This window comes from Pseudomonas sp. A125, from assembly GCF_055409485.1.
This window is the reverse complement of sequence record NZ_JBUZVP010000002.1, coordinates 53,812-77,630: the sequence shown is the minus strand read 5'-3', so window position 1 is coordinate 77,630 and position 23,819 is coordinate 53,812. Positions and strand designations below refer to the sequence as shown.

23 protein-coding genes are annotated in these 23,819 nt (G+C 61.4%); 4 read left to right on the top strand and 19 right to left on the bottom strand.

Annotated features, from left to right (window positions below):
- Positions 1-17 precede the first annotated feature (17 nt).
- The 5 genes from ACZRN6_RS03325 to ppc all read right to left on the bottom strand — a co-directional run bounded on the left by ACZRN6_RS03325 (position 18) and on the right by ppc (position 5,697).
- The gene (locus ACZRN6_RS03325) at positions 18-878 is read right to left on the bottom strand and encodes a DUF72 domain-containing protein (RefSeq protein ID WP_464007207.1); all 861 of its coding nucleotides are present in this window, start codon (positions 876-878) and stop codon (positions 18-20) included.
- Positions 878-1,189: a hypothetical protein gene (locus ACZRN6_RS03320; RefSeq protein ID WP_322147124.1), complete on the bottom strand. Its 312-nt coding sequence runs from the start codon at positions 1,187-1,189 to the stop codon at positions 878-880. Before ACZRN6_RS03320 ends, ACZRN6_RS03325 begins: the two co-directional genes overlap by 1 nt.
- 160 nt (positions 1,190-1,349) lie before the next feature.
- A complete protein-coding gene (tsaB, locus tag ACZRN6_RS03315) occupies positions 1,350-2,036 on the bottom strand; it encodes a tRNA (adenosine(37)-N6)-threonylcarbamoyltransferase complex dimerization subunit type 1 TsaB (RefSeq protein ID WP_464007206.1) in 687 nt (228 codons plus the stop codon).
- A gap of 100 nt (positions 2,037-2,136) precedes the next feature.
- Entirely contained in the window at positions 2,137-2,784 is a 648-nt protein-coding gene (gene adk, locus ACZRN6_RS03310; protein ID WP_322147127.1) for an adenylate kinase, read from the bottom strand.
- 267 nt (positions 2,785-3,051) lie between these two features.
- A complete protein-coding gene (gene ppc, locus ACZRN6_RS03305) occupies positions 3,052-5,697 on the bottom strand; it encodes a phosphoenolpyruvate carboxylase (protein WP_464007205.1) in 2,646 nt (881 codons plus the stop codon).
- Positions 5,698-5,884: 187 nt separating this feature from the next.
- Here ppc and ACZRN6_RS03300 point away from each other — a divergent pair, with 187 nt between their 5' ends.
- The 4 genes from ACZRN6_RS03300 (at position 5,885) to ACZRN6_RS03285 (ending at position 8,028) form a co-directional block, all read left to right on the top strand.
- Entirely contained in the window at positions 5,885-6,229 is a 345-nt protein-coding gene (locus tag ACZRN6_RS03300; protein ID WP_322147129.1) for a pilin assembly protein, read from the top strand.
- A 300-nt stretch (positions 6,230-6,529) separates the two neighbouring features.
- On the top strand, positions 6,530-6,946 hold the full coding sequence (locus ACZRN6_RS03295; RefSeq protein WP_464007204.1) for a DUF4398 domain-containing protein: 417 nt from the start codon (positions 6,530-6,532) through the stop codon (positions 6,944-6,946).
- A gap of 55 nt (positions 6,947-7,001) precedes the next feature.
- Positions 7,002-7,787, top strand: a complete 786-nt coding sequence (gene lptF / locus ACZRN6_RS03290; protein ID WP_322147132.1) for a lipotoxin F family OmpA-related protein LptF — start codon at positions 7,002-7,004, stop codon at positions 7,785-7,787.
- Positions 7,788-7,845: 58 nt separating this feature from the next.
- Complete coding sequence (locus tag ACZRN6_RS03285; RefSeq protein ID WP_322147133.1) at positions 7,846-8,028, top strand: hypothetical protein; 183 nt, start codon at positions 7,846-7,848, stop codon at positions 8,026-8,028.
- 183 nt (positions 8,029-8,211) lie between these two features.
- On the opposite strand, the gene ACZRN6_RS03280 is transcribed toward ACZRN6_RS03285, so the two are convergent.
- From ACZRN6_RS03280 to ACZRN6_RS03215, 14 genes are all read right to left on the bottom strand, one after another.
- Positions 8,212-8,538 carry a hypothetical protein gene (locus tag ACZRN6_RS03280; RefSeq protein WP_076017482.1) on the bottom strand — a complete coding sequence of 109 codons (327 nt, stop codon included), beginning with the start codon at positions 8,536-8,538 and terminating at the stop codon, positions 8,212-8,214.
- Complete coding sequence (locus tag ACZRN6_RS03275) at positions 8,535-9,440, bottom strand: alpha/beta hydrolase (protein ID WP_464007203.1); 906 nt, start codon at positions 9,438-9,440, stop codon at positions 8,535-8,537. The genes ACZRN6_RS03280 and ACZRN6_RS03275 overlap by 4 nt, the downstream gene beginning before the upstream one ends.
- Before the next feature lie 157 nt (positions 9,441-9,597).
- Positions 9,598-10,875 (bottom strand): flavohemoglobin expression-modulating QEGLA motif protein, encoded by a 1,278-nt coding sequence (locus ACZRN6_RS03270; RefSeq protein ID WP_177047400.1) that lies wholly within the window; start codon positions 10,873-10,875, stop codon positions 9,598-9,600.
- A gap of 21 nt (positions 10,876-10,896) precedes the next feature.
- Positions 10,897-11,445, bottom strand: coding sequence for a hypothetical protein (locus tag ACZRN6_RS03265; RefSeq protein WP_464007202.1), 549 nt, complete (start codon positions 11,443-11,445; stop codon positions 10,897-10,899).
- A 126-nt stretch (positions 11,446-11,571) separates the two neighbouring features.
- The gene (locus ACZRN6_RS03260) at positions 11,572-12,288 is read right to left on the bottom strand and encodes a TetR/AcrR family transcriptional regulator (RefSeq protein ID WP_322147137.1); all 717 of its coding nucleotides are present in this window, start codon (positions 12,286-12,288) and stop codon (positions 11,572-11,574) included.
- Between the two features lie 109 nt (positions 12,289-12,397).
- Positions 12,398-13,900, bottom strand: coding sequence for a lysine--tRNA ligase (lysS, locus tag ACZRN6_RS03255; protein ID WP_464007201.1), 1,503 nt, complete (start codon positions 13,898-13,900; stop codon positions 12,398-12,400).
- A gap of 80 nt (positions 13,901-13,980) precedes the next feature.
- Positions 13,981-15,076, bottom strand: a protein-coding gene (gene prfB / locus ACZRN6_RS03250; RefSeq protein WP_322147140.1) for a peptide chain release factor 2 whose coding sequence is annotated in 2 segments (ribosomal slippage) — positions 13,981-15,003 and positions 15,005-15,076 — 1,095 coding nt in all. Because the reading frame shifts where the segments join, the coding sequence is not laid out codon by codon here.
- A 291-nt stretch (positions 15,077-15,367) separates the two neighbouring features.
- Positions 15,368-16,369 carry a diguanylate cyclase gene (locus ACZRN6_RS03245; protein WP_322147141.1) on the bottom strand — a complete coding sequence of 334 codons (1,002 nt, stop codon included), beginning with the start codon at positions 16,367-16,369 and terminating at the stop codon, positions 15,368-15,370.
- Between the two features lie 51 nt (positions 16,370-16,420).
- Positions 16,421-17,431, bottom strand: a complete 1,011-nt coding sequence (cheB, locus tag ACZRN6_RS03240; RefSeq protein ID WP_322147142.1) for a chemotaxis response regulator protein-glutamate methylesterase — start codon at positions 17,429-17,431, stop codon at positions 16,421-16,423.
- The gene (locus ACZRN6_RS03235; RefSeq protein WP_464007200.1) at positions 17,428-19,713 is read right to left on the bottom strand and encodes a response regulator; all 2,286 of its coding nucleotides are present in this window, start codon (positions 19,711-19,713) and stop codon (positions 17,428-17,430) included. Before ACZRN6_RS03235 ends, cheB begins: the two co-directional genes overlap by 4 nt.
- Positions 19,710-20,396 carry a chemotaxis protein CheW gene (locus tag ACZRN6_RS03230; protein WP_464007199.1) on the bottom strand — a complete coding sequence of 229 codons (687 nt, stop codon included), beginning with the start codon at positions 20,394-20,396 and terminating at the stop codon, positions 19,710-19,712. The genes ACZRN6_RS03235 and ACZRN6_RS03230 overlap by 4 nt, the downstream gene beginning before the upstream one ends.
- The gene (locus ACZRN6_RS03225; protein WP_464007198.1) at positions 20,393-21,655 is read right to left on the bottom strand and encodes a CheR family methyltransferase; all 1,263 of its coding nucleotides are present in this window, start codon (positions 21,653-21,655) and stop codon (positions 20,393-20,395) included. The genes ACZRN6_RS03230 and ACZRN6_RS03225 overlap by 4 nt, the downstream gene beginning before the upstream one ends.
- Positions 21,655-22,167: a chemotaxis protein CheW gene (locus ACZRN6_RS03220; RefSeq protein WP_464007197.1), complete on the bottom strand. Its 513-nt coding sequence runs from the start codon at positions 22,165-22,167 to the stop codon at positions 21,655-21,657. The genes ACZRN6_RS03225 and ACZRN6_RS03220 overlap by 1 nt, the downstream gene beginning before the upstream one ends.
- Positions 22,167-23,789 (bottom strand): methyl-accepting chemotaxis protein, encoded by a 1,623-nt coding sequence (locus ACZRN6_RS03215; RefSeq protein WP_322147148.1) that lies wholly within the window; start codon positions 23,787-23,789, stop codon positions 22,167-22,169. Before ACZRN6_RS03215 ends, ACZRN6_RS03220 begins: the two co-directional genes overlap by 1 nt.
- Positions 23,790-23,819 lie beyond the last annotated feature (30 nt).

Sequence of the window (23,819 nt, the reverse complement as noted above, 5' to 3'; positions counted from 1 at the left end):
TGTCGGAAAAAGGAGCCTTAGAGTAACCCCAGTTGCTCTGCTGCGGGTTCTCGATGCAGCGTGGGCAATGCCGGCAAGCCGGGCAATCGCACCATCAACTGCTCATGAAAGCGCAAGGCCAGTTGGGCGGCCAGGCGATTGTCGGACGTGTGCAAAAACACGTAAGGCGTACGCCCCTCTTCGATCCAGCCGGCGACCTTTTCAATCCAGGGCGCCAGGAACGGGTCATTGGCTTCCAACTCGGGATGGCCAATAAAGCGCACTTGCGGAAACTGCGTTAACGCCGCCGGGCGAGGCGGCACCTTGGGCTTTTTCGATTGGGCGTGCAGCACCGCTGCCGAGGTGGAGGTGCAACTGAACAGCGCGCGCGGGTCCAGGCAGATGCGCTCGACACCTCGGTCGCGCAGCAAGCGGTTAAGCCCGCGCTCGGCGTCGCCCTTGGCGAAGAACTCCGAGTGACGCACCTCCACCGCCAACGGTCGCTCCAGCCCGTCGATAAACCCGGCCAACTCACCCAGGCGTTGCGGGGTGAAACTGGCCGGCAATTGCAGCCATAACGGCGAAATACGCTCGCCCAACGGGCTCATCAACCCCAGAAAACTTTCCGCCGCCGGCAACTGCTCAATCAAGTTGCCGCTGTGGCTGATATCACCCGGAAACTTGGCGGTGAACCGAAAATGCTCGGGCATGATTTCAGCCCAGCGTTGCACGGTGGCGACAGCGGGACGGGCATAGAACGTGGTATTGCCTTCAACGGCATTGAAGACCTGGGAATACAGGGCAAGGTAATCGCTGGAGGGTGCGTCGGCGGGATACAGGTACTCGCGCCAGGCATTTTCACTCCAGGACGGGCAACCGAGGTAGTAAGGCAGCAGCATCAGATATGGATATCGAGGCCCAGCACTTCCATATCCCATTCGACAAAGCCGGCGGTGGTCAGGTAGCTGGCCAGGGCAGTGGCGACGTTTTTGCTCATGGAGCGCGGGAAGACCATGTCTTGCTGGCGAGCAGGAACACCGCTGATGCGTTCGCCGCTGGAGCCTTGGGAACGAGCAGAAACTGCCGTTGAGTCGGAGTGGATTTCAACAAAGTCGGGCGAGTCTTCGACGGATTCGTCTACCGTCACGTTCGCCTTGCGAGGCTTGCGCTTGAGGGGGTAGGACTGTGATGAAAAGCCGTCTATGCGCATACATGCGAACTCGGTATCGGTGATGGCATTTTAGTGGCGCTTTCCATGGCGCGCAAATGCTCTGGTGATAACTAGAACACATAATTTGAAAAAGGTTTAAAAGCGCGGGCAAATTCTGACGATTGGCGATTTTTGCCTGACGTTGCCCGCATTGTTGACGTCAAATAATCCCGCGTTCGGCCTTGGTTTGCGCGACTTTATCGCGCAAGTACACGGGGGCAGCCTGGTCGGCGGGAATGGCTTCGCCCCGCGCCCAGGCAAAGCGTGCCAAGGTCAGCAGGTCTTCGGCATGAGGCAACATGCTGGCCGCCTGGCCCGCAAGCGTCACGCCAATGCGCTCGCCGTAACCCCAGCCAGTGCCTGCACCGAACCAGTCGCCAGTGGCATCACTCGGCAAGGCTGCGGCCTCGGGCGGCAGTACCGCTTCCGCGCCGACCAAGCACATTTCGCCAGCGGTTTCGCGGTAGCAGCCCCAATACACTTCGTCCATACGCGCATCGATAGCGGCCGCGACCTGGCGGGCGCCGTGTTCGCGCAACGCCCGCTGCGCCAACACTGCCAGGTTGGAGACCGGCAACACCGGACGCTCCAGCGCAAATGCCAGGCCCTGGACCACACCAATAGCGATGCGCACACCGGTGAATGCACCCGGGCCACGCCCGAACGCGATGGCATCCACCGCCGACAAGGTAGTGCCCGCCTCCAGCAGCAGTTGCTTGATCATCGGCAACAGCTTCTGCGCGTGCAGGCGCGGGATCACCTCGTAGTGGCTTGTAACCTTGCCATCGTGCAGCAGGGCAACGGAGCAAGCTTCAGTCGCGGTGTCCAGGGCCAGCAAGGTGCTCATCGGTGTATGCGTCCACGTTGAAAAAAAGTGCGCCAGTATAAACAACAACGGCCCGCAAGCGGGCCGTTGTGTAGGAGCAAGCTTGCTCGCGATTTAAGCATCAGCTCAACGCTTGCAGTACCTTGCCGGTGATGGACTCAACCGAGCCAACGCCTTCGATGTGGCTGTACTTCGGCTTGCCCTGGGCATCGGCCAGCTTCTGGTAGAAGTCTACCAGTGGCTTGGTTTGCGAATGGTAGACCGACAGGCGATGACGCACGGTTTCTTCGGTGTCGTCTTTACGCTGCACCAGGTCTTCGCCGGTGACATCGTCCTTGCCAGCCACTTTTGGTGGGTTGTAGACGATGTGGTAAACGCGGCCCGAGGCCTCGTGAACGCGACGACCGGCAATACGTTGCACAATCTCTTCGTCTTCAACGGCGATTTCTACCACGTTGTCCAGCTCGACGCCGGCCTTCACCAGGGCTTCAGCCTGGGGAATGGTGCGCGGGAAACCGTCGAACAGGAAACCGTTCTTGCAGTCGTCCTGGCTGATGCGTTCCTTGACCAGGTTGATGATCAAGTCATCGGAGACCAGGCCGCCGCTGTCCATCACGCTCTTGGCGATCAGGCCCAGCTCGGTGCCAGCCTTGACGGCCGCACGCAGCATGTCGCCGGTCGAGATTTGTGGAATGCCGAATTTTTCAGTGATGAACTTTGCCTGAGTACCTTTACCGGCCCCGGGAGCTCCCAGCAGAATGACGCGCATCGATGTGCTCCTCAATTTTTTATAGAGATGACGCTCGGATTCGCCGCGTGGGGCCAATCTCGGAAATTTGGGTCCAGGCCGCACAAACGGCCAAAGGCTGATCAAGATACACAGCAGGCCCAAACCACACAAGCCGCCGAAAGTAGGAGAAACCCGCGCCGCGCTGGCTTTATAGGGCGGTGCAACCCTGGCAGCAAAACGCCGGTCGCCAATTTTACGGCGACCGGCGTGGTGTGTCTGCAAGCTATTGAGAACACGCCATAAATGTCAGCCGGTGTTGCGCAACCCGGCAGCGATACCGGCCACAGACACCAGCAGCGCCTGTTCCAGAGGGCTGTCCTGTGCCGCTTCCTGCTGCCGCGAACGGGCCAGCAATTCGGCCTGCAACAGGTGCAACGGGTCCAGGTAGGTGTTGCGCAGGCGGATGAACTCAAGGGTGTCGGGGCTATGGGCCAGCAGCTGCGACTGGCCGGTCAGGCCAAGCACCACACTGCATGCCTGCGACAATAGGTCGCGTAAGTGCGCGCCCAATGGCAGCAGATCGGGCTGCACCAGACGCTCGTCATACAGCCGGGCGATGTCGGCGTCGGCCTTGGCCAGCACCATTTCCAGCATATCGATACGCGTACGGAAGAACGGCCACTGCTCGCGCATCTGCCCCAGCAACTCGCCTTCGCCGCGCTCCAGGGCCTTGCTCAACGCTGCTTCCCAGCCAAGCCAGGCCGGCAGCATCAGGCGGGTTTGGGTCCAACCGAAAATCCACGGGATCGCCCGCAGGCTTTCAATACCGCCGGCACGGCGCTTGGCCGGGCGACTGCCCAGTGGCAAGCGGCCCAACTCCTGCTCCGGAGTGGACTGGCGGAAATACTCGACGAATTGCGGGTTTTCCCGCACCACCGCGCGGTAAGCACTGACACCGTCGGCCGCCAATTCGTCCATCAAATGGCGCCAGGCCGGTTCCGGTGGTGGCGGTGGCAACAACGTTGCCTCCAGCACCGCCGCCAGATACAGGTTGAGGTTTTGCTCGGCGATGTCCGGCAGGCCGAACTTGAAGCGGATCATCTCGCCTTGCTCGGTGGTGCGGAAACGCCCCGCTACCGAGCCCGGTGGCTGCGACAGAATTGCCGCGTGGGCCGGGCCGCCGCCACGGCCCACGGTGCCGCCGCGACCGTGGAACAACAGCAGTTCGACTTGCTGTTCGCGGCAGATTTCCACCAGCCGTTCCTGGGCCCGGTATTGCGCCCAGGCGGCCGCGGTAGTGCCCGCGTCCTTGGCCGAATCCGAGTAGCCGATCATCACTTCCTGCGGGCCTTGCAGGCGCGCACGGTAACCCGGCAACAGCAGCAGCTTTTCGATCACCGGGCCTGCATTGTCCAGGTCAGCCAGGGTCTCGAACAACGGCACCACACGCATCGGCCGTTGAACGCCGGACTCCTTGAGCAGCAATTGCACGGCCAACACGTCCGACGCGGCGCCGGCCATGGAGATCACGTAGGAACCCAGGGAAGCGGCAGGCGCTGCGGCGATTTCCTTACAAGTATTCAGCACTTCGGCGGTGTCGGCCGAGGGTTTGAAGTAACCCGGCAGCAACGGTCGACGGTTGGCCAGTTCCTTCATCAGGAAACTGATGCGCGCCTCTTCGTCCCAATCTTCGTAACGGCCAAGGCCCAGGTAATCGGTGATTTCGGTCATCGCCGCACAATGGCGGGACGAATCCTGGCGCACATCAAGGCGCACCAGGAACAGGCCAAACGTGACCGCCCGACGCAGGCAATCCAGCAGCGGGCCGTCGGCAATCACGCCCATGCCACAGGTGTGCAGCGACTCGTAGCACAGCTCCAGCGGGTCGAGCAGCTCACGGTTGTTCTGCAGCACTTCGGCAGTCGCCGGCGTGGTGGCAGTCAACGAGGTGTGGGCCCATTGGCGCGTAGCCCGCAGGCGTTCACGCAGTTGCTTGAGCAGCGCCCGGTAAGGCTCCACGCTGTCACCGACCTTGGCCTGCAACGCCGGGCTGGCCTGTTGCATCGACAGCTCGGAGGCGAGATGGTCGATATCGCGCAAGTACAAGTCAGCCGCCATCCAGCGCGCCAGCAGCAAGACTTCGCGGGTGACCGGCGCGGTGACGTTGGGGTTGCCGTCGCGGTCGCCGCCCATCCAGGACGCGAAGCGAATCGGCGCAGCTTCCAGCGGCAAGTGCAGGCCGGTGGCGGCGTGCAAGGCATGATCGGCCTTGCGTAGATAATTCGGGATGGCGTGCCACAGCGAATGCTCGATCACCGCAAAGCCCCACTTGGCTTCGTCTACTGGCGTGGGACGGGTGCGGCGGATTTCTTCGGTATGCCACGCTTCGGCGATGAGGCGTTGCAGGCGATCGCGGATCTGTTCGCGCTCGGCGCTGGTGAGGTCGCGGTGGTCCTGCAGGGCCAGTTGTGCGGCGATGGCGTCGTATTTCTGGATCAGGGTGCGGCGGGCAACTTCGGTGGGGTGCGCGGTGAGCACCAGTTCGATTTCCAGCCGGCCCAACTGGCGCGCCAGGGATTCGCTGCTGTGGCCTTCGCTCTGCAAGCGTGCCAGCAGTTCCGGCAGTACCCGTGACTCGAACGGTGCAGGCGTCGATTCATCACGGCGGTGGATCAATTGGTATTGCTCGGCGATGTTGGCCAGGTTGAGAAACTGGTTGAAGGCCCGGGCCACTGGTAGCAGTTCGTCTTCCTTGAGTTGATTGAGGCTGGCGCTCAGTTCTTCGCCGGCGACCTGCTCCGAGGCCGCGCCACGGCGGTCGGCCTTGGCGCCTTTTCGGATCTGCTCGATCTTGTCGAGGAATTCATCGCCGTACTGCTCTCGAATCGTGTTGCCCAACAGCTCACCCAGCAGGTGAACGTCCTCACGCAAACGTGCATCGATATCGCTCATCAGCCAATCTCCAGCAGAAAATCCGGGACGCTTTGATGCTCAAGAGTGCCGCCCACGGCGAAGTCTTACAAGGAACTTTAAACCTTGTGAGTTGCAGCTAGTCTCAACAGTAAGCCGCAGCGTTATCCGCGCTGGTCGGCTGGTCACTCATCATCGCCCGCCGAGCGCGGGCTCCATTGAGGTTGCCATGAAAATCCGAGAACTGGCCCAACATTGGGAAGAGAACGCCAAGGGGCGCCTGACCGAAACCGAATACGCCATCCATCTGGACGTAGAAGCCGCTGCCAGGCTGGCGGCCATCTGCGAGATGTACCCCAAACGCCATCCCCAGGAATTGCTTGGCGAGCTGATTGGCGCAGCCCTTGAAGAACTGGAAGCCAGCTTCCCCTACATCAAGGGCAAGCAGGTGATTGCCACCGACGAAGAGGGCGACCCGTTGTACGAAGACGTGGGCCCGACGCCGCGTTTTCTCACATTGTCACGGCGCCACCTGCATGATTTGTCAGCCCAGCCTGACAAGCAGAAACACTGATCAACCTGCCCTAAAAAACCCGCCACCCTAGCTATTCCGGGCCTTCCAGGGGCTCGGAATACCGCTGCGCCATACAAAAGTTCCAACTTTTAAGCGCTGACCGTTCAGTCAGATATTTTTTTAGGCAATTCGCCATCTTCGCTGAACTATTCAAAAAAGCCTCCGGTCACAGCCAGTAAGCCATCACTTGGAACAGCCGTTTGAATAGGCGCCATGAGCGTTACCGCCGGGCCCCGCAGACACTGCAAGCCGGAGATGGATTTGATGTTTTTCAGGAGTTACCTAATGGAGTTGAAGACGATGAAGACCAGCACTGCCAAAACCACGTTTAACCACCTGCGCGGGCTTAAATTGGCCGCGCTGGCAATCGGCACCAGCTTCGTACTGGCTGGCTGCGCCGGCAACCCGCCGACCGAGCAATACGCTGTGACCCAATCTGCGGTGAACAGCGCCGTCAGCGCCGGTGGTACCGAATACGCCGCAGTGGAAATGAAGTCGGCTCAGGACAAACTGAAACAAGCCGAAATCGCCATGCACGACAAGAACTATGACGAAGCCCGTCGCCTGGCCGAGCAAGCCGAGTGGGACGCTCGCGTTGCCGAGCGTAAAGCCCAGGCTGCCAAGGCCGAACAGGCTGTGAAGGATTCCCAGAAAGCTGTTCAGGAGCTGCGTCAGGAAGGCATGCGCCCGGCTGCTGTGGTCAAGCCACAGCAATAAGGCGTCTCCACTGATTGCATTGCACCCGAAACCGAATTGAAAGGACGACACGACTATGCGTAAACAATTGATGATCCCTGCCCTGCTGGCGATGAGCGTTGCTCTGGCGGCTTGCTCCACCCCGCCGAACCAGAACCTGGAAAACGCTCGCACCAACTTCTCGGCCCTGCAAGCCAACCCGCAAGCGACCAAAGTCGCGGCGCTGGAAACCAAAGACGCCAGCGACTGGCTGGACAAGGCTGACAAGGCCTACCGCGACAAGGAAGACCAGAAGAAAGTCGACCAACTGGCCTACCTGACCAACCAGCGCGTTGAAGTGGCCAAGGACACCATCGTCCTGCGCGACTCCGAAGCCAAGCTGAAAAACGCTGGCGATGAACGCGCCCGTGCCCTGCTGGACGCTCGCGATGCGCAGATCAAGCAACTGCAAGACAGCTTGAACGCCAAGCAGACCGATCGCGGCACGCTCGTGACCTTCGGTGACGTGTTGTTCGCCACCAACAAGTCCGACCTGAAGTCGAGCGGCCTGGTGAATATCACCAAACTGGCGCAGTTCCTGCGCGATAACCCAGACCGTAAAGTGATTGTCGAAGGCTACACCGACAGCACCGGTTCCGATTCGTACAACCAGAGCCTGTCCGAGCGCCGCGCCGCTTCTGTACAGCGCGCGCTGGCCAACCAGGGTGTGGATATCTCGCGCATCGTGACCCAGGGCTATGGCAAGGAATACCCGGTTGCCGACAACAGCAGCGTTTCGGGCCGTGCCATGAACCGCCGCGTTGAAGTGACCATCTCCAACGACAACCAGCCGGTCAAGCCACGTTCGTCGATGGCTAACTGATCGCCTGCTGCACCTGAAAAACCCCGCCGATTGGCGGGGTTTTTTGTTTGGGGCACCGGTGGATCAGCTCGATATCCTCAGGGCCGGGGCACATTCAACTAAACCGAATCTGCCCGCCGCTACCGCTGCCAGCCTGCCCACCGGCGCCTTGCTCCTGGCTGCCTGGTTGCTCGGCTTGTGCCAGCAACTTCCTGAGCAACTCCAGAAGATCCTCGCCTCCCGCGCCCTGGCCGGCACCTGACCGGGGTGCGGCCGGACCCTGAATGCCTTCAGTGCCAAAATTGCCAAAGCTCTGTATCGAAGATGAATCGTTAACTTTCATTTCTATGACCCCACATTAAGTAACCGAATCAGCGACGCTGGTCAGTTCGAAATCTGTGGTAATCAATCCAGAATGGTTCCAGCGTTTCTTACACGGCCTGTCCTACTGTTCCAGTTGCGGTGTTTCCTGGCCCATGCAGCGCACCGCCTGTTTCTTGCCATTGACCAGCACACCGGTCAGGCCTTTTTGTTCGGTGTCGAACAACACCAGCACGCCATCGACACACTGCGCCACTTGGGCGGCCGGAGTCAGGGAGATTTTGTAGTCCTCGCCCGGTACGGTCTTGAGCATGGTGAAGTCGCTGAGCAACAACGCGTCCTCGGGCTTGGCAAAGTGCAAATAGCCGTAGTACCACAAACAACCGACCGTACCGATGATGGTGCCAATGCCGGTGAGGATCAGGGGGATCATGTTGCGCTCTTCGCTCATTGCGGGTTCTCTGCGTTGGAATTCGGGGCTGGCGGGTAATTGGGGATTTCCCCCAGGCGGCGCAGCCCGTTGAAATGCTGCGGGTCGTCAAGATAGCGCAGCATCACGGTTTGCCAGGTTTTGTCGGCAAAGGTCTGCACGTGGCCGCCCCGGGTCAGTTGCAGCACCCTCGGAGGCGGCGCAGCCTGGTACAGGCGAATGCCGTTGGACAGCGGCACGATCGGATCATCGAGACTGTGAAACAGCAATTTCGGCACGCCGGTGAGTCGGGGCATGGCGTTGATCGCACTGTCGGCGTCCGGCACCAGCCACGACAACGGTACCTGGAACGGCCATGTTAGCCAGGAGGTACTGAGTGCAAATTGTCCTACGTCACGATAACTGGCCGGCACACCGTCGAGCACCAGCGCCTTGAGCTTCGGCTGTCGCTCGGGATGCTCCGCCAGGTAGTGCACCACCAGCGCGCCGCCCAGGCTTTGGCCCAGCACAATCAGCGGCTGGCCCTGGGTTTCGGGGGCGCTGTCGATCCACTTGAAGGCGGCGTCGATGTCTTGATAGACCGCCGGCAGCGAAGGTTCGCCTTCGGAAAGGCCGTAACCGCGATAGTCCAGCAGCAGCACTTGATAGCCCTGCTCGGGCAGCCACCAACTGCCACCGAGGTGCCAGGCAAGGTTGCCGCCGTTGCCGTGCAGGTGCAGCACCGTGCCCTTGAGCGGCACGCCGGCCTTCGCCGGCAGCCACCAGGCGTGCAGCTTGACGCCGTCGGCGGTGGTCAGCGTGACATCACGGTAGTGCAGGTGGGCTTTTTCCGGGGTGAACGGCAAGCCGCGCTCCGGGTAAAACAACAGGGAGCTGCAGCCGTTCAGGGTCAGTAGCAGGCAAAGAATGCCGAGGATTCTCATCCGTTGAAACCTCGTAAATGGGTTGGAACAGAGCCCCATGGCTGATGAAGATCAACTGTGGGAGCTGGCTTGCCTGCGATAACGGTGTTGGATTCACCATCGTCATCGCAGGCAAGCCAGCCCCCACATTTTGACCGAGTTCTTTCAGGGAAATCCCTCAAAGGATATTGGAGTAATCCGCCTCGATCCGGTCCAGGCTCAAATGGTTGAGGAAGTTGGAGAAACACATCCAGGCCGCCAACGCATTCATGTCGCGGAACTGGTCCGGCAGGTATTTGGGCGGCACCACCAGGCCTTCGTCCACCAATTGGCGCAGGGTGCGCATGTCTTCCAGGGTGGTCTTGCCGCAGAACAACAACGGCACTTGCTCCAGCTTGCCTTTGCGCACGGCCAACTGAATGTAGTTGTAAACCATGATAAAGCCCTTGAGGTAGGACAAATCCTTGGTAAACGGCAGGCCCGTAGGCGTCGAGCCACGGAAAACCCGGCTGGCATTGCCGTAGCTTTCCGCCATCTCAAAGCCCTGCTCACGGAAAAATTCGAACACCTGCAAAAAGTCGGCGCCCTGCTCCACCATGTGAATGGCGCGAGTGCGGTTGGTCAGCTTGCGCAAGCGGCTGGGGTAGGAGGCAAAGGTGATGATCTCCATCAGAATCGCCAGGCCTTCCTGGGTCACCGTCGACGAGGGCGGGCCCTTGGACAGGAAGGTGCAGATAGGCTGGTTCTGGCCATTGAGGGTGGTGCCCACATGCACCAGGCCTTCATGGACTTCCAGGGCGCGCACGTCGCGGTCATTGAACATCGCGTCGGCGCGGATCTTGATGTAGTCGGCACCCGCCGCCGCATCCGCCACGATACCGTCGGACTCAAACACCCGAATGGTTTCCTCGGCCTCGCCGAATACCTTGTTCAGGCGGCTTTGCAGCAGGTTGACGGCGTCCTTGGCGGTCAGGGTCTTGGCTTCGTCCTTGAGGTCGCCACGGCCATCGATATTGTTCAAGTAGTCCGACATCATCAGGCCGAGGTCGGCCAGGGTCGGGTCACCGGCGTGGAACGCATCGGAGGCGGCGCCGTACAGTTCCTGGGAAATCAGGCCGAAGTCCTCGGTGCCGCGCGCTTCGAGCATGCGCACCACCATGCGGTATTCCTTGCACATGCGCCGCATGATCTGCCCCACCGGGTTGAACTGGCCGAGCTGGCGGGTGATGTCACGCTCTATGTTCTGGAACTCCAGCTTCACTGCGCTGGAGTCGAACGAGAGCGGGCGCGTCAGGTAGTAGTCGCGGTTTACCGCCGGCATTTCCTTGCCCTTGGCCTTGAGGAATCCCTGGCGAATGTTCTCGTCCCACTTCACGGCGTCGAGGACGCGAATCGGTGTTTGTGCCAGCACAATGCGATCGGACAAGGTGCGTATCGTCTGCTGGTAATCGTCCACCCGGTGCTTCCTCTTTAAACGTTATTTGCCAGCACGCTGGTAGCGCACGGCTTCGACGAACACGTCGGCATTGGCCGGGTCATCCAGGTACGCAAATACCCGGGCCATGGAACTGTCGATCAACACGCCGTCGCCTTCGACGGTTTCGACGGTGCTGCCACTCAAGACTTTCTGGCCGACGGCCTGGTGGACCTGATCCAGGTCGAGGTTGTAGACCACCAGTTCGTGTTCATCATTGAGTTCGAACCCGGCGAGGATGTAATGCCCGCCGAATTTGGCCGGCAACGGCGCCGACAAATACCAGCGGCTGCCATGGCGGGAAACCGTGAACAGGTATTCATCACGCTGGCCCGGCTTGGCTTTAGGGTAGCTCACGGCTTTGTAGCGATGCTCGCCCACGCGGCTGATGTGCAGGTTGAGCGGCTCGCCCCAGGCATTTTTGCTGGCCCATTTACCCAACAGGGCATCCGGCGCCGCCTCACTGGCCGGCAACGGGTCCTTGAAGGTCACCAGGCAACCGCTGAGTAACAGGAACGACAAGGCGATCACACACAGACGCCAGGCTTTCATTGCACACTCCGCACTCGATTTTCTGTGAGAGCTGGCTTACCTGCGATGCTCACAACTCGGGCCCTTCAGATACACCGAGATGATGCCATCGCAGGCAAGCCAGCTCCCACAATTGATTGGTGTCGCCTACACGGAAGCCAACACCAGATGCATGTAACGCTTGAGGATCTCAAGCATTTCGTCGCTGGTCAGTGGCTCTGCACCACCCAGCAGGCCCTGATATTCCATCCGACCGATAATCGCCGTCAACACTTTGGCATCCTGTTGCGGCTCGCGCGAACCCAATACCTGGAAAAACTGGCATGTGCCCTGCAACAGGATTTGCTGGTGGGAGCGCACCAACTCGGCCAGGCGCGGGTTCAAAAGCGCCTCCTGGCGAAACGCCTGCTCGGCCATCAGGTGTTCGCGGCGGTTGAGCAATTGGCGCTGCACGTAATCGGCGGTCAGGCGCGCGATGTCATCGGCCAGTTGCGAGCGCGACTGCGGGCTGCCGTCGCCATACGCCACCATCTCACGCAGCAGGCCTTCGTTACGCACCCACAACTTGCCCATGAACGCAGCACTGCGCTCCACGTATTGGGCAAAGGTATCGGTGAGCAGGTCGTCGATGTCCTTGAAGTAATAGGTGGTAGCCGACAACGGCACCGAAGCTTCTGCCGCCACCGCACGGTGACGCACGGCGCGCACGCCTTCGCGCACCACGATGCGCATCGCCGCATCGAGAATATCCTGCCTGCGTTGCTCACTGCCCCGGCGACTGGCCTTGCGGCCCTGGTACTGAACACTTTCAGCCACTGCAGCGGCAATGCCGGCGGCGCCCTTTTGAGCCATTACGCGGTTCACGACGGATTGTCCTCTCACATCAATGAAAACCTGGCGCTGTAAGCTTGACGCTTGTGCAGGCCACATAAAAAAGCCGCCTTATAAAAGGCGGCTTCAGAGTTCGCTACGGTTACGCTTGTGGCCGCATGTGCGGGAACAAGATCACATCGCGGATCGACGGTGAGTTGGTCAATAACATCACCAACCGGTCGATACCGATGCCTTCACCGGCCGTTGGCGGCATGCCGTACTCCAGGGCGCGAACGAAGTCGGCGTCGTAGTGCATCGCCTCGTCGTCGCCAGCGTCCTTGTCGGCCACCTGGGCCATGAAGCGCTCGGCCTGGTCTTCTGCGTCGTTAAGCTCGGAATAGGCGTTGGCGATTTCGCGGCCACCGATGAACAGTTCGAAACGGTCAGTGACGTTCGGGTTGTCATCGTTGCGACGGGCCAGCGGCGACACTTCAAACGGGTACTGGGTAATGAAGTGCGGCTGTTCCAGCTTGTGCTCCACCAGTTCTTCGAAAATCATCACCTGCAATTTGCCCAGGCCTTCGAAGCCCAGCACCTTGGCCCCGGCTTTCTTGGCGATGGCACGGGCCTTGTCGATGTCGGTCAGGTCGCCGGCAGTCAGCTCAGGGTTGTACTTGAGGATCGAGTCGAACACCGACAGGCGCACGAACGGCTCGCCGAAGTGGAACACCTTGTCGCCGTACGGCACGTCGGTGCTACCCAAAACCAGCTGCGCCAGTTCACGGAACAGTTCTTCGGTCAGGTCCATGTTGTCTTCGTAGTCGGCGTAGGCCTGGTAGAACTCCAACATGGTGAACTCAGGGTTGTGCCGAGTCGAAACGCCTTCGTTACGGAAGTTGCGGTTGATCTCGAACACTTTCTCGAAGCCGCCAACCACCAGGCGCTTGAGGTACAGCTCCGGCGCGATGCGCAGGTACATGCCCATGTCCAGCGCGTTGTGGTGGGTTTCGAAAGGCTTGGCTGCGGCACCACCGGGGATGGTTTGCAGCATCGGCGTTTCCACTTCCAGGAAGTCACGCTGCATCAGGAAGGCGCGGGTGTGGGCAATCACTTGCGAACGCACGCGGAAGGTGTGGCGCACGTCTTCGTTGACGATCAGGTCAACGTAGCGCTGGCGATAACGCTGCTCGGTGTCGGACAGGCCGTGGTGCTTGTCCGGCAGCGGGCGCAGGGATTTGGTCAGCAGGCGCACGTTGGTCATTTCAACGTACAGGTCGCCCTTGCCCGAACGGGCCAGGGTGCCTTCGGCTGCAATGATGTCGCCCAGGTCCCAGGTTTTCACCGCGGCCAGGGTTTCTTCCGGCAGAGTCTTGCGGTTGACGTAGACCTGGATGCGGCCGGACATGTCCTGGATCACCATGAACGAGCCACGGTTGAGCATGATGCGACCTGCCACCTTGACCGGGATCGCAGCCTCTGCCAGCTCTTCCTTGGTCTTGTCGGCGTACTGTTTCTGCAAGTCTTCGCAGTAGGCGTCGCGACGGAAGTCGTTGGGGAAGGCATTGCCCTTGGCGCGCTCGGCAGCAAGCTTTTCCTTGCGCAGGGCGATCAGGGAGTTTTCTTCCTGTTGCAGGGCTTGCGGGTCGAGTTGTTGGTCGCTCATGTCTTTTGAAATTCCATCACAGGTACGTTTTCCCAAGCCTTCGGCTGGGGATCGCCGGCAAGCCGGCTCCTACAGAGTCTTTACAGGCCAGATTTCAGGCTGGCTTCCAGGTATTCGTCGATATCGCCGTCGAGCACCTTGTCGCAGTCGCTGCGTTCGATGTTAGTGCGCAGATCCTTGATCCGCGACGCATCAAGCACATACGAACGGATCTGGTGACCCCAGCCGATATCCGACTTGGTGTCTTCCAGCGCTTGGGACGCGGCGTTGCGCTTCTGCATTTCCTGCTCGTACAACTTGGCCCGCAGCATTTTCATGGCGGTGTCCTTGTTCGCGTGCTGGGAACGTTCGTTCTGGCAGCTGACCACGGTGTTGGTCGGTACGTGGGTAATACGTACGGCCGAGTCGGTGGTGTTTACGTGCTGGCCACCGGCACCGGAGGAACGATAGGTGTCGATGCGCAGGTCTGCCGGGTTGATCTCGATTTCGACCTTGTCGTCGATCTCTGGCGAGACAAACACTGCACAGAACGAGGTGTGGCGACGGTTGCCGGAGTCGAACGGGCTCTTGCGCACCAGGCGGTGCACGCCGATCTCGGTGCGCAGCCAGCCAAAGGCGTATTCGCCCTTGATGTGCACGGTCGCACCTTTGATGCCAGCCACTTCACCGGCCGACAGCTCCATGATGGTTGCGTCGAAACCGCGTTTGTCAGCCCAGCGCAGGTACATGCGCAACAGGATGTTGGCCCAGTCCTGGGCTTCGGTGCCGCCGGAACCGGCCTGGATATCCAGGTAGGCGTTGTTCGGGTCCATCTCGTGGCTGAACATGCGGCGGAATTCAAGCTTGGCGAGGTTCTCTTCGAGACGGGCCAGCTCGGCGACGACATCGCCCACTGCGCCTTCGTCATCTTCTTCGACGGCCATGTCCAGCAGGTCGCGGCAATCGCCAAGGCCGATGTTCAATTCGTCGAGGGTCTCGACGATCTGCGCCAGCGCAGCGCGCTCGCGGCCCAGTTCCTGGGCGTATTCAGGTTTGTTCCAGACAGCCGGATCTTCAAGCTCGCGATTGACTTCGGTCAGACGCTCATGCTTTTGATCGTAGTCAAAGATACCCCCGAATAGTTTCGGAGCGCTCGGACAGGTCCTTGATGGTGTTAAGGATCGGGTTGATTTCCATGGCGGGCAGCACTCGTTGGCGAACTTTTGAAAGCCGACGAGTATACCGACAAACGGCTGATAACGGCAGTCCGCTTGGCCGAAAAGGCGGGGTTGCATCAGCAAATGCGCGTTCAAGAGCACCCTGTGGCGAGGGAGCTTGCTCCCGCTGGGCTGCGCGGCAGCCCCTTGCAATGTCACTGTGGTGTGTCAGGCGGTACTCGGTGATGGTTTGGGGCTGCTCCGCAGCCCAGCGCGAGCAAGCTCCCTCGCCACGGCAAGCGCTCTCCAGACAACCCGCGTTTTGCCGTCGTTATTCGATCCCCACCTGATTGCGCCCATTGTGCTTGGCCAGGTACAAGCCCTTGTCCGCCGCCGAGATCAGTTGCCGGCAATCGGTGCCTTGCACCGGGGTCATGGTCGACAGGCCAATGCTGATGGTCAGGCTCGCCCCTTGTGCCGGGCTGATGTGCGGGATTTTCAGGCCAGCCACCGCCTGGCGCAGCTTCTCGGCCACCAGCCGTGCACCGCCGTGTGAAGTGTTGGGCAGCACCAGGGCAAACTCCTCGCCGCCGTAACGCGCCGGCAAATCCGAAGGGCGGCTGCTGGCATCACGAATGGTCGCAGCCACCTTGCGCAACGCTTCGTCACCTTCCAGGTGGCCGAAACTGTCGTTGTAGGTCTTGAAGAAATCCACATCAATCATCAACAGCGACAGCTGGGTCTGGTCACGCATGGCACGGCGCCATTCCAGTTCCAGGTATTCGTCGAAGTGCCGGCGGTTGGACAGCCCGGTCAGGCCGTCGGAGTTCATCAGCCGTTGCAACACCAGGTTGGTGTCCAGCAACTGCTGCTGGCTGACCCGCAGCGCGCGATAAGCCGCATCCCGCTGGAGCAGGGTCATGTAGGAGCGCGAGTGGTAGCGGATGCGCGCCACCAGCTCGATGTTATCCGGCAGCTTGACCAGGTAATCGTTGGCCCCGGCGGCAAACGCCGCGCTTTTGATCAGCGGGTCTTCCTTGGTGGAGAGCACGATGATCGGGATATTCTGCGTCGCCGGGTGGTTGCGGTATTCGCGCACCAGCGTCAGGCCATCAAGGCCCGGCATCACCAGGTCCTGCAGGATCACCGTCGGCTTGATACGAATCGCCTGGGCGATGGCCTGGTGCGGGTCGGCGCAAAAGTGGAAGTCGATGTTGTCTTCATGGGCCAGGCCCCGGCGCACGGCTTCGCCGATCATCGCCTGGTCGTCGACGAGCAATACCATCGCGGCGTTTTCGTCGGTCTTGAAGTCGTCGAGCTGTAAATCATTCATTTGCAGTCACCTGAATTACTACCTGCAGGCCAGGACAGCGTGTGATATCGGTCATTTTGCGAATACCTCCAGCAATCGTGGCGCAATCCTGTCCAGTGGGCGAATTTCAACAGCCGCGTCGATCGCCGCTGCCGCTTTTGGCATACCGTAAACCGCACAGCTTTGCTGGTCCTGGGCGATGGTCAGGTAGCCTTGCTGACGCATCAATTTAAGTCCCTGGGCGCCGTCACGGCCCATGCCCGTGAGCAGTACACCGACGGCATCGCCGTTCCAGTAACTGGCGACGCTCTCGAAAAACACGTCGATGGACGGCCGGTAAATCTCGTTCACAGGCTCTGCCGTGTAGGCCAGCGTGCCGTTCTTCAGCAGACGAATATGATGGTTGGTGCCTGCCAACAGCACCACGCCGCTTTGTGGCGGCTCACCTTCCCGGGCCAGGCGCACCGGCAGGCCCGAGGCGCTACTGAGCCACTCGGCCATGCCGGCGGCGAACACCTGGTCCACATGCTGCACCAGCACAATGGCCGGCGAAAAGTCCCGGGGCAAGCCCTTGAGCAAGGATTCCAGAGCCGCCGGGCCACCTGCAGACGACCCGATGGCCACCAGGCTCTGGCGTTTGCCCGTACTGCGCTGCGGCGCAGGCTCGGCACGCACTCGACTACCGCGCTGGCCGATCAGCCAGCCGATATTGAGGATCTTGCGCAGCAGCGGCGCTGCCGCATCCTTCGGATTACCCACGCCCAATGCGGGCGTGTCGACCACGTCCAGGGCGCCATGGCCCATGGCTTCGAACACCCGGCTGACATTCGCCTGGCGGTCGACCGTAACAATCAGAATCGCACAAGGACTCTCGGCCATGATCTGCCGGGTCGCTTCCACGCCGTCCATTACCGGCATAATCAGGTCCATCAGGATCAGATCGGGCGTGAGTTCGGCGCAGCGCTGCACCGCCTCCAGCCCGTTACCGGCGACCCACACCACTTCATGGGCGGGCTCGAAACTCAGTGCCCGGCGCAAGGCCTCCACGGCCATGGGCATGTCATTGACGATCGCAATCCTCATGCCCGGGCTCCTCCAATCAGCTCTACCACTGCGTCCAACAACGCATCGTCGTGGAAGCTGGCCTTGGCCAGATAATAGTCGGCGCCGGCATCCAGTCCACGACGGCGGTCTTCTTCCCGGTCCTTGTAGGAAACAACCATCACCGGCAGCGATTGCAGGCGAGTATCACGACGCAAGAGTGTGACCAATTCAATACCGTCCATGCGAGGCATATCAATGTCAGTGATCAGCAGGTCGAAGTCTTCGGAGCGCAACGCGTTCCAGCCATCCATGCCATCGACCGCCACGGCCACTTCATAACCGCGATTAAGTAACAATTTGCGTTGCAACTCGCGCACGGTGAGCGAGTCATCCACCACCAGAATACGCTTGCGCGGGGCTTCCAGGGTTTGCTGGGTGCGTCGGGCGATGCGCTCCAGACGGCCGGTATTCAGGAGTTTATCCACCGAGCGCAGCATGTCTTCGACGTCGACGATCAGCACCACCGAGCCATCATCGAGCAGGGCACCGGCGGAAATGTCCTGGACCTTGCCCAGCCGGTCATCCAGGGGCAACACCACCAACGTACGCTCGCCGATAAAACGCTCTACGGCGATCCCGTAAACCGCGTCGCGCTCGCGGATCACCACGACCTTGAGGGTTTCCTCGGCGCCTTGTCCCGGCGGGCGCTGCAACAACTGGCTGGCGGCGACCAGGCCGACATGCCGGCCTTCGTGCCAGAAATGCTGGCGGCCTTCCAGTTGCACAATGTCGTCAGGCGCCAGGTCACACATGCGTTCGATGTGGGCCAGCGGGAAAGCGTAGGCCTCCTCGCCGACTTCCACCACCAGGCTGCGCACCACCGACAGGGTCAAGGGCACTTCCAGGTGGAAGCGACTGCCCTGCCCCGCCGTCTGCTCCAGCACCACCGCGCCGCGCAATTGGCGAACCATATGCTGCACCGCATCCAGGCCGACACCGCGCCCCGAGACCTCGGTGACCTTGTCCCGCAGGCTGAACCCGGGCAGGAACAGGAACGTCAGCAGCTCCTCTTCACTCAGGCGCAGGGCGGTTTCCACCGGCGACAAATGCCGGTCGACGATAGTGCCGCGCAGCCGCTCCAGGTCGACGCCGTTGCCGTCGTCGCTCAATTCCAACACCAGCAGGCCGGCCTGGTGAGAGGCACGCAAGCGGATCAAACCTTCGGCCGGCTTGCCCGCCAGTAGACGTTGCTCGGGCATTTCGATGCCGTGGTCGACGGCATTGCGCAGTAAATGAGTCAGCGGCGCTTCGAGCTTTTCCAGTACGTCGCGGTCGACCTGGGTTTTCTCGCCTTCGATTTCCAGGCGCACCTGCTTGCCAAGGCTGCGGCCCAAATCGCGGACCATCCGCACCTGCCCGGCCAGCACATCGGCAAACGGGCGCATGCGGCACGCCAGCGCGGTGTCGTACAAGACTTGGGCACGCTGCCCGGCCTGCCAGCCAAACTCATCGATTTCGGCGGTTTTTTCCGCCAGCAGCGCCTGGGCTTCACTCAGCAGGCGGCGGGTATCGGCCAGGGCTTCCTGGGCTTCCAGGTTCAGGTCGACCGTCTTAAGGTGGCCGTCGAGGCTCTCCAGCGCCCGGGCGCTGTTGCTCTGGATACGTTTGAGGCGTTGCAAGCTGGCCAGGTAAGGCTTGAGCCGCTGGGTTTCCACCAGTGATTTGCTGGACAGGTCCAACAGGCTGTTCAAGCGTTCGGCGGTGACCCGCAACACCCGCTCGCCGCCTTCGGTCATGCGCTTGTTCGGGCGTGGCAGCTCAGTGCTGACCGGCGGCGCAGGCGCAGGCTCCGGCGGCAACGTCAGCAACGCTTGCATCGACAACTCGGGTTCCGGCGCGGGGACTGGCGCAGTGGGCGGCGCGACTTTTTGCGACGGGTCGAGCAAACGTTCCATCAGCGCCACGTACGACTCAATGTCCGCCAGGCTCACGGTGTTGGCCGGCGTGGCGATACGCATCAGCAAGTCAGTGCCTTGCAGCAACGCGTCGATATGTTCCGGCAGCAGGTACAGTCGGCTTTCCTGGGCACTGACCAGGCAATCTTCCATTACATGGGCGACGCTCACACCGGCGTCTACCCCGACAATCCGCGCCGCACCCTTCAGGGAGTGGGCCGCGCGCATGCAGGCTTCGAGCTGGTCGGCCTGGGTGGGGTTGCGCTCCAGGGCCAGCAGGCCGGCACTGAGCACCTGGGTCTGGGCGTCGGCCTCCAGGCTGAACAACTCCAGCAGCGAGGCGTCGCGCATCTGGTCGGGGGTCATGAGAGGCTCCGGGTCACGGCAGACAACAATTGCGCCTCATCCAGCCAGCGCAGGCTGCGGCCTTTCCACTGCAACACGCCCTGGGTATAGCGGGCGCTGGCCTGGGTGCCGGAGGCAGACGCCGCGCTCAAGGTGCGCTCATCAATGGCATGGATACCGTCCACTTCGTCCACCGGCACGACCACCGGGCCGTCCTGCGCCGCGATGATCAACATGCGCGGCATGACCCGCCCCCCGCTTGGGCCGCTGCTGGTACCGTCCAGCCCCAGCAACTCCACCAGCGACAGGCATGCCACCAGCGCGCCGCGCACATTGGCCACGCCCAGCAACGCCCGGGAACGCTGATGGGGCAGAGAATGGATAGGTTGCAGCGGCGCCACTTCCACCAGGCAACGCGTGGCGATGCCCAGCCACTCTTCGCCAAGACGGAACATCAACAGCGAACGGGTGACCACATCACCCTCTACCTCCGGCGCCGCCACCGGCCGGCGATCGTCCTGCTGCAAGGCGTAGCGGTCGAGCAGGCGCGTGGCGGCGGCGGAATACACCGAGCAATTGCGACAGTGAATGTGTTCAACCAACAACGGGCAGGACTTGTCACCGTGGATGCCGATGCGGTTCCAGCAGTCGTCGATGGCTTGGGTGTCGGCCAGGGTCAGGTTCAGCGCGGGGTCCATGGTCATGATTTACGCTCATTGTCAGCGCGCTCGCTGCGCGCGGCACGGGCCTGCAAACGGCGGGCGCCGGCGACATCGCCCTGGGATTCGAGCAACGCGGCCAGGTGCATCAAGGCCTGCGGGTGCTGGGGTTCCAGGTACAAGGCTTTGCGATAATAACCCTGGGCTTCCAGGGCGCTGCCGGCCACATCACTGAGCAGGCCCAGCCAATAAAACACCTGCGCCGCCGGCGGATGGCTTTGCAAATAATGCTCACACGCAGCACGCGCCTCCAGGCTTTTTCCTTCGTTGGCCAGGGTCGCGATCTGGCTTAACAGGTCGGCTGCGTCCGACTGCACGAGCGGCGGCTGGATCGACACCACCTGGGCGCTGGTCGTACTGAACGGCCGGGGCCTGGTCGGAATTGGCGCGGCACTGCGCTGCGGGATTGGCGCGGGCATCGGCACAAAGACCGGCTCAGGCACAGGTGTTTCATGGCGACTGAAGGCAAACGACTGCGGCACACCAATTGAACGCATGCCCAGGCGGCCCAGCAGGCTGCCTTCGGCAGGCCCGATAAACAGCACACCGTCGACGTGAGTCAGGCCCTTGAGCACTTCAAACACCTGTTTCTGGGTCGGCTGGTCGAAGTAGATCAGCAGGTTGCGGCAGAACACAAAATCGTAGGTGGGCTCGTTGGCCAGCAGCTTGGGGTCCAGCAGGTTGCCCACTTGCAACCGCACCTGCTCGCGTACACGTTCGGCAATCCGGTAGCCGTCGCTTTGTTCGGTGAAGTGCCGCTCGCGAAAATCGATGTCTTGGCCACGAAACGAATTCTTGCCATACACCCCACGCCGGGCGCGCTCCACCGACAGCGGGCTGACGTCCATGCCCTGCACCTTGAACTGATGCGGCGCGAGCCCCGCGTCGAGCAAAGCCATGGCGATCGAGTAAGGTTCTTCGCCGGTGGAGCACGGCAAGCTGAGGATGCGCAGGGCACGCATCTGCTTGATTTCGGCCAGGCGCGCCACGGCCAGCCGGCCCAGAGTGGCAAAGGATTCGGGGTAACGAAAAAACCAGGTCTCGGGGACGATCACCGCTTCGATCAGCGCTTGCTGTTCGTCGGTGCAGGCTTGTAACTGCTGCCAGTACTCATCTGCCGTCTGCGCGCTGAGGGCCATGCTGCGCTGGCGCACGGCGCGTTCGATGATCGCTTCACCCACCGAGGCAACGTCCAGGCCGATGCGGTCTTTAAGGAAGTCGAAAAAGCGCTGATCACTGCTCATCAGTCCTCCTCGCCAGCGGCAAACAGCAACGCCTGCACGTCGGCTGTCAGCAGCTCGGCCACGCCGATCCATTGCATCAGCCCGCGTTCGTCTTCGCGCACCGGGCCCAGGTAGCGGGCCTGGGAATTGTCCAGGCCGTAGGGCTTGAACTCTGCCGGGTCACAGCGCAGGGTGTCGGTGGCTTGTTCGAGCACCAGCCCCAGCCAGCGCGCCGGGGCACGTGCATCCGGCTGGTAGGTGACCAGCACCAGGCGCGTGCTGGTGCGGGCCTGGGCCGGAGTGCCGAAGGTCAAGGCGCTGAGGTCGATCACAGGCACCATCGCCCCACGATGGGCAAAGATTCCGGACACCCAGGCAGGCGCATGGGCGATGGGTTTGAGCGGCAGGCGCGGCAGCACTTCGGCCACTTCCGTGGCCTTGAGGGCATACCGTTCGTTGCCGATGTGAAACACCAGGAACAGCGCTTGTTTCACTGCCGCAACGGCACCGCGTTTAGCCGCGAGGTCGTTCATCAGACTTTGAAACGCGACACGCCGCTGCGCAGGCCGACCGCGACCTGGCTCAGTTCATCGATGGCAAAGCTGGCCTGACGCAAGGACTCCACGGTCTGGCTGCTGGCATCGCCCAACTGCACCAGCGCATGGTTGATTTGTTCAGCGCCGGTGGCCTGGGCCTGCATGCCCTCGTTGACCATCAACACCCGTGGCGCCAGTGCCTGCACCTGATGGATGATCTGCGACAGTTGCTCGCCCACTTGCTGCACTTCGAACATGCCACGGCGTACTTCTTCAGAGAACTTGTCCATGCCCATCACCCCGGCCGACACCGCCGACTGGATCTCGCGCACCATCTGCTCGATGTCGTAGGTGGCCACGGCGGTCTGGTCAGCCAGGCGCCGCACTTCGGTGGCGACCACAGCAAACCCGCGACCGTATTCACCGGCCTTCTCGGCCTCGATGGCAGCGTTGAGGGACAACAGGTTGGTCTGGTCGGCGACCTTGACGATGGTAACCACCACCTGGTTGATGTTGCCGGCCTTCTCATTGAGGATCGCCAGCTTGGCGTTGACCAGGTCGGCCGCGCCCATCACCGAATGCATGGTTTCTTCCATGCGCGCCAGGCCTTGCTGGCCGGAACCTGCGGCCACCGACGCCTGGTCGGCGGCGGTGGAGACTTCGGTCATGGTGCGAACCAGGTCCTTGGAAGTGGCAGCGATCTCCCGGGAAGTGGCGCCGATCTCGGTGGTAGTCGCCGCGGTTTCGGTGGCGGTGGCCTGCTGTTGCTTGGAGGTGGCGGCAATCTCGGTGACCGAGGTAGTGACCTGTACCGAAGAGCGCTGGGCCTGGGACACCAGGGCGGTAAGCTCGGTCATCATGTCGTTGAAGCCGGTTTCTACCGCGCCGAATTCATCCTTGCGTTCCAGGTTCAGGCGCTTGCTCAGGTCACCGGTGCGCATGGTTTCGAGGATGTCGACGATACGCTTCATCGGCGCCATGATCGCGCGCATCAACAGCAGGCCACAGAGGCCGGCGGCCAGGATGGCGAGAATCAACGAAACGCCCATGCTGATTTTGGCAGCGGATACCGCGTCGTCGATGGCGTTGGTGGCGCGGTCGGCGACGTTTTTGTTTTCGGTGATGATGTCGTTGAGCTTCATGCGGCCTGCGGTCCAGGACGGGGTCAGCTCGGCGTCGAACAGTTTGCGAGCGGCGCTCACATCGTGGTTTTGCAGGTGGTCGAGGACGCCGGAGAGGGCCTTGTTGTAGGCCTGGTGCATGGCTTCGAATTTATCGAACTCGGCTTGGTCCTCACCGCCGTTGATGGTCTCTTTATAGTTGGCCATCTGGGTGATGATGCGCGCTTCGAAGGACTTGAAATCGGCCTTGTCGGTGTCGGTAAGACCCTTGTCTTCGCGCAGGCCAATAATATCGAGGGTTTGCAGGTAGCTGTCGACCCAGGCGCTGCGGATCATCGAGCTCAGGTACACCCCCGGGACTGCGTCGTCGCGGACCGATTCTTCGCTGACTTCGATCTTCAGCAGGCGTGAATACGAGACCACTACCATCAGCAGCATGATCGCGATGATGACCGCAAAGCTCGCCAAAATCCGTTGGCGCAAGGTCCAGTTCTTCACAGTAATTCCTCGAGGGCCATTCAAATGGAG

Excerpts from the sequence above, each read along its gene's own strand:
- ACZRN6_RS03325 (WP_464007207.1), bottom strand. The coding sequence starts at position 878 with ATGCTGCTGCCTTACTACCTCGGTTGCCCGTCCTGGAGTGAAAATGCC.
- ACZRN6_RS03320 (WP_322147124.1), bottom strand. The coding sequence starts at position 1,189 with ATGCGCATAGACGGCTTTTCATCACAGTCCTACCCCCTCAAGCGCAAG.
- tsaB (WP_464007206.1), bottom strand. The coding sequence starts at position 2,036 with ATGAGCACCTTGCTGGCCCTGGACACCGCGACTGAAGCTTGCTCCGTT.
- adk (WP_322147127.1), bottom strand. The coding sequence starts at position 2,784 with ATGCGCGTCATTCTGCTGGGAGCTCCCGGGGCCGGTAAAGGTACTCAG.
- ppc (WP_464007205.1), bottom strand. The coding sequence starts at position 5,697 with ATGAGCGATATCGATGCACGTTTGCGTGAGGACGTTCACCTGCTGGGT.
- ACZRN6_RS03300 (WP_322147129.1), top strand. The coding sequence starts at position 5,885 with ATGAAAATCCGAGAACTGGCCCAACATTGGGAAGAGAACGCCAAGGGG.
- ACZRN6_RS03295 (WP_464007204.1), top strand. The coding sequence starts at position 6,530 with ATGAAGACCAGCACTGCCAAAACCACGTTTAACCACCTGCGCGGGCTT.
- lptF (WP_322147132.1), top strand. The coding sequence starts at position 7,002 with ATGCGTAAACAATTGATGATCCCTGCCCTGCTGGCGATGAGCGTTGCT.
- ACZRN6_RS03280 (WP_076017482.1), bottom strand. The coding sequence starts at position 8,538 with ATGAGCGAAGAGCGCAACATGATCCCCCTGATCCTCACCGGCATTGGC.
- ACZRN6_RS03275 (WP_464007203.1), bottom strand. The coding sequence starts at position 9,440 with ATGAGAATCCTCGGCATTCTTTGCCTGCTACTGACCCTGAACGGCTGC.
- ACZRN6_RS03265 (WP_464007202.1), bottom strand. The coding sequence starts at position 11,445 with ATGAAAGCCTGGCGTCTGTGTGTGATCGCCTTGTCGTTCCTGTTACTC.
- lysS (WP_464007201.1), bottom strand. The coding sequence starts at position 13,900 with ATGAGCGACCAACAACTCGACCCGCAAGCCCTGCAACAGGAAGAAAAC.
- ACZRN6_RS03245 (WP_322147141.1), bottom strand. The coding sequence starts at position 16,369 with ATGAATGATTTACAGCTCGACGACTTCAAGACCGACGAAAACGCCGCG.
- cheB (WP_322147142.1), bottom strand. The coding sequence starts at position 17,431 with ATGAGGATTGCGATCGTCAATGACATGCCCATGGCCGTGGAGGCCTTG.
- ACZRN6_RS03235 (WP_464007200.1), bottom strand. The coding sequence starts at position 19,713 with ATGACCCCCGACCAGATGCGCGACGCCTCGCTGCTGGAGTTGTTCAGC.
- ACZRN6_RS03230 (WP_464007199.1), bottom strand. The coding sequence starts at position 20,396 with ATGACCATGGACCCCGCGCTGAACCTGACCCTGGCCGACACCCAAGCC.
- ACZRN6_RS03225 (WP_464007198.1), bottom strand. The coding sequence starts at position 21,655 with ATGAGCAGTGATCAGCGCTTTTTCGACTTCCTTAAAGACCGCATCGGC.
- ACZRN6_RS03220 (WP_464007197.1), bottom strand. The coding sequence starts at position 22,167 with ATGAACGACCTCGCGGCTAAACGCGGTGCCGTTGCGGCAGTGAAACAA.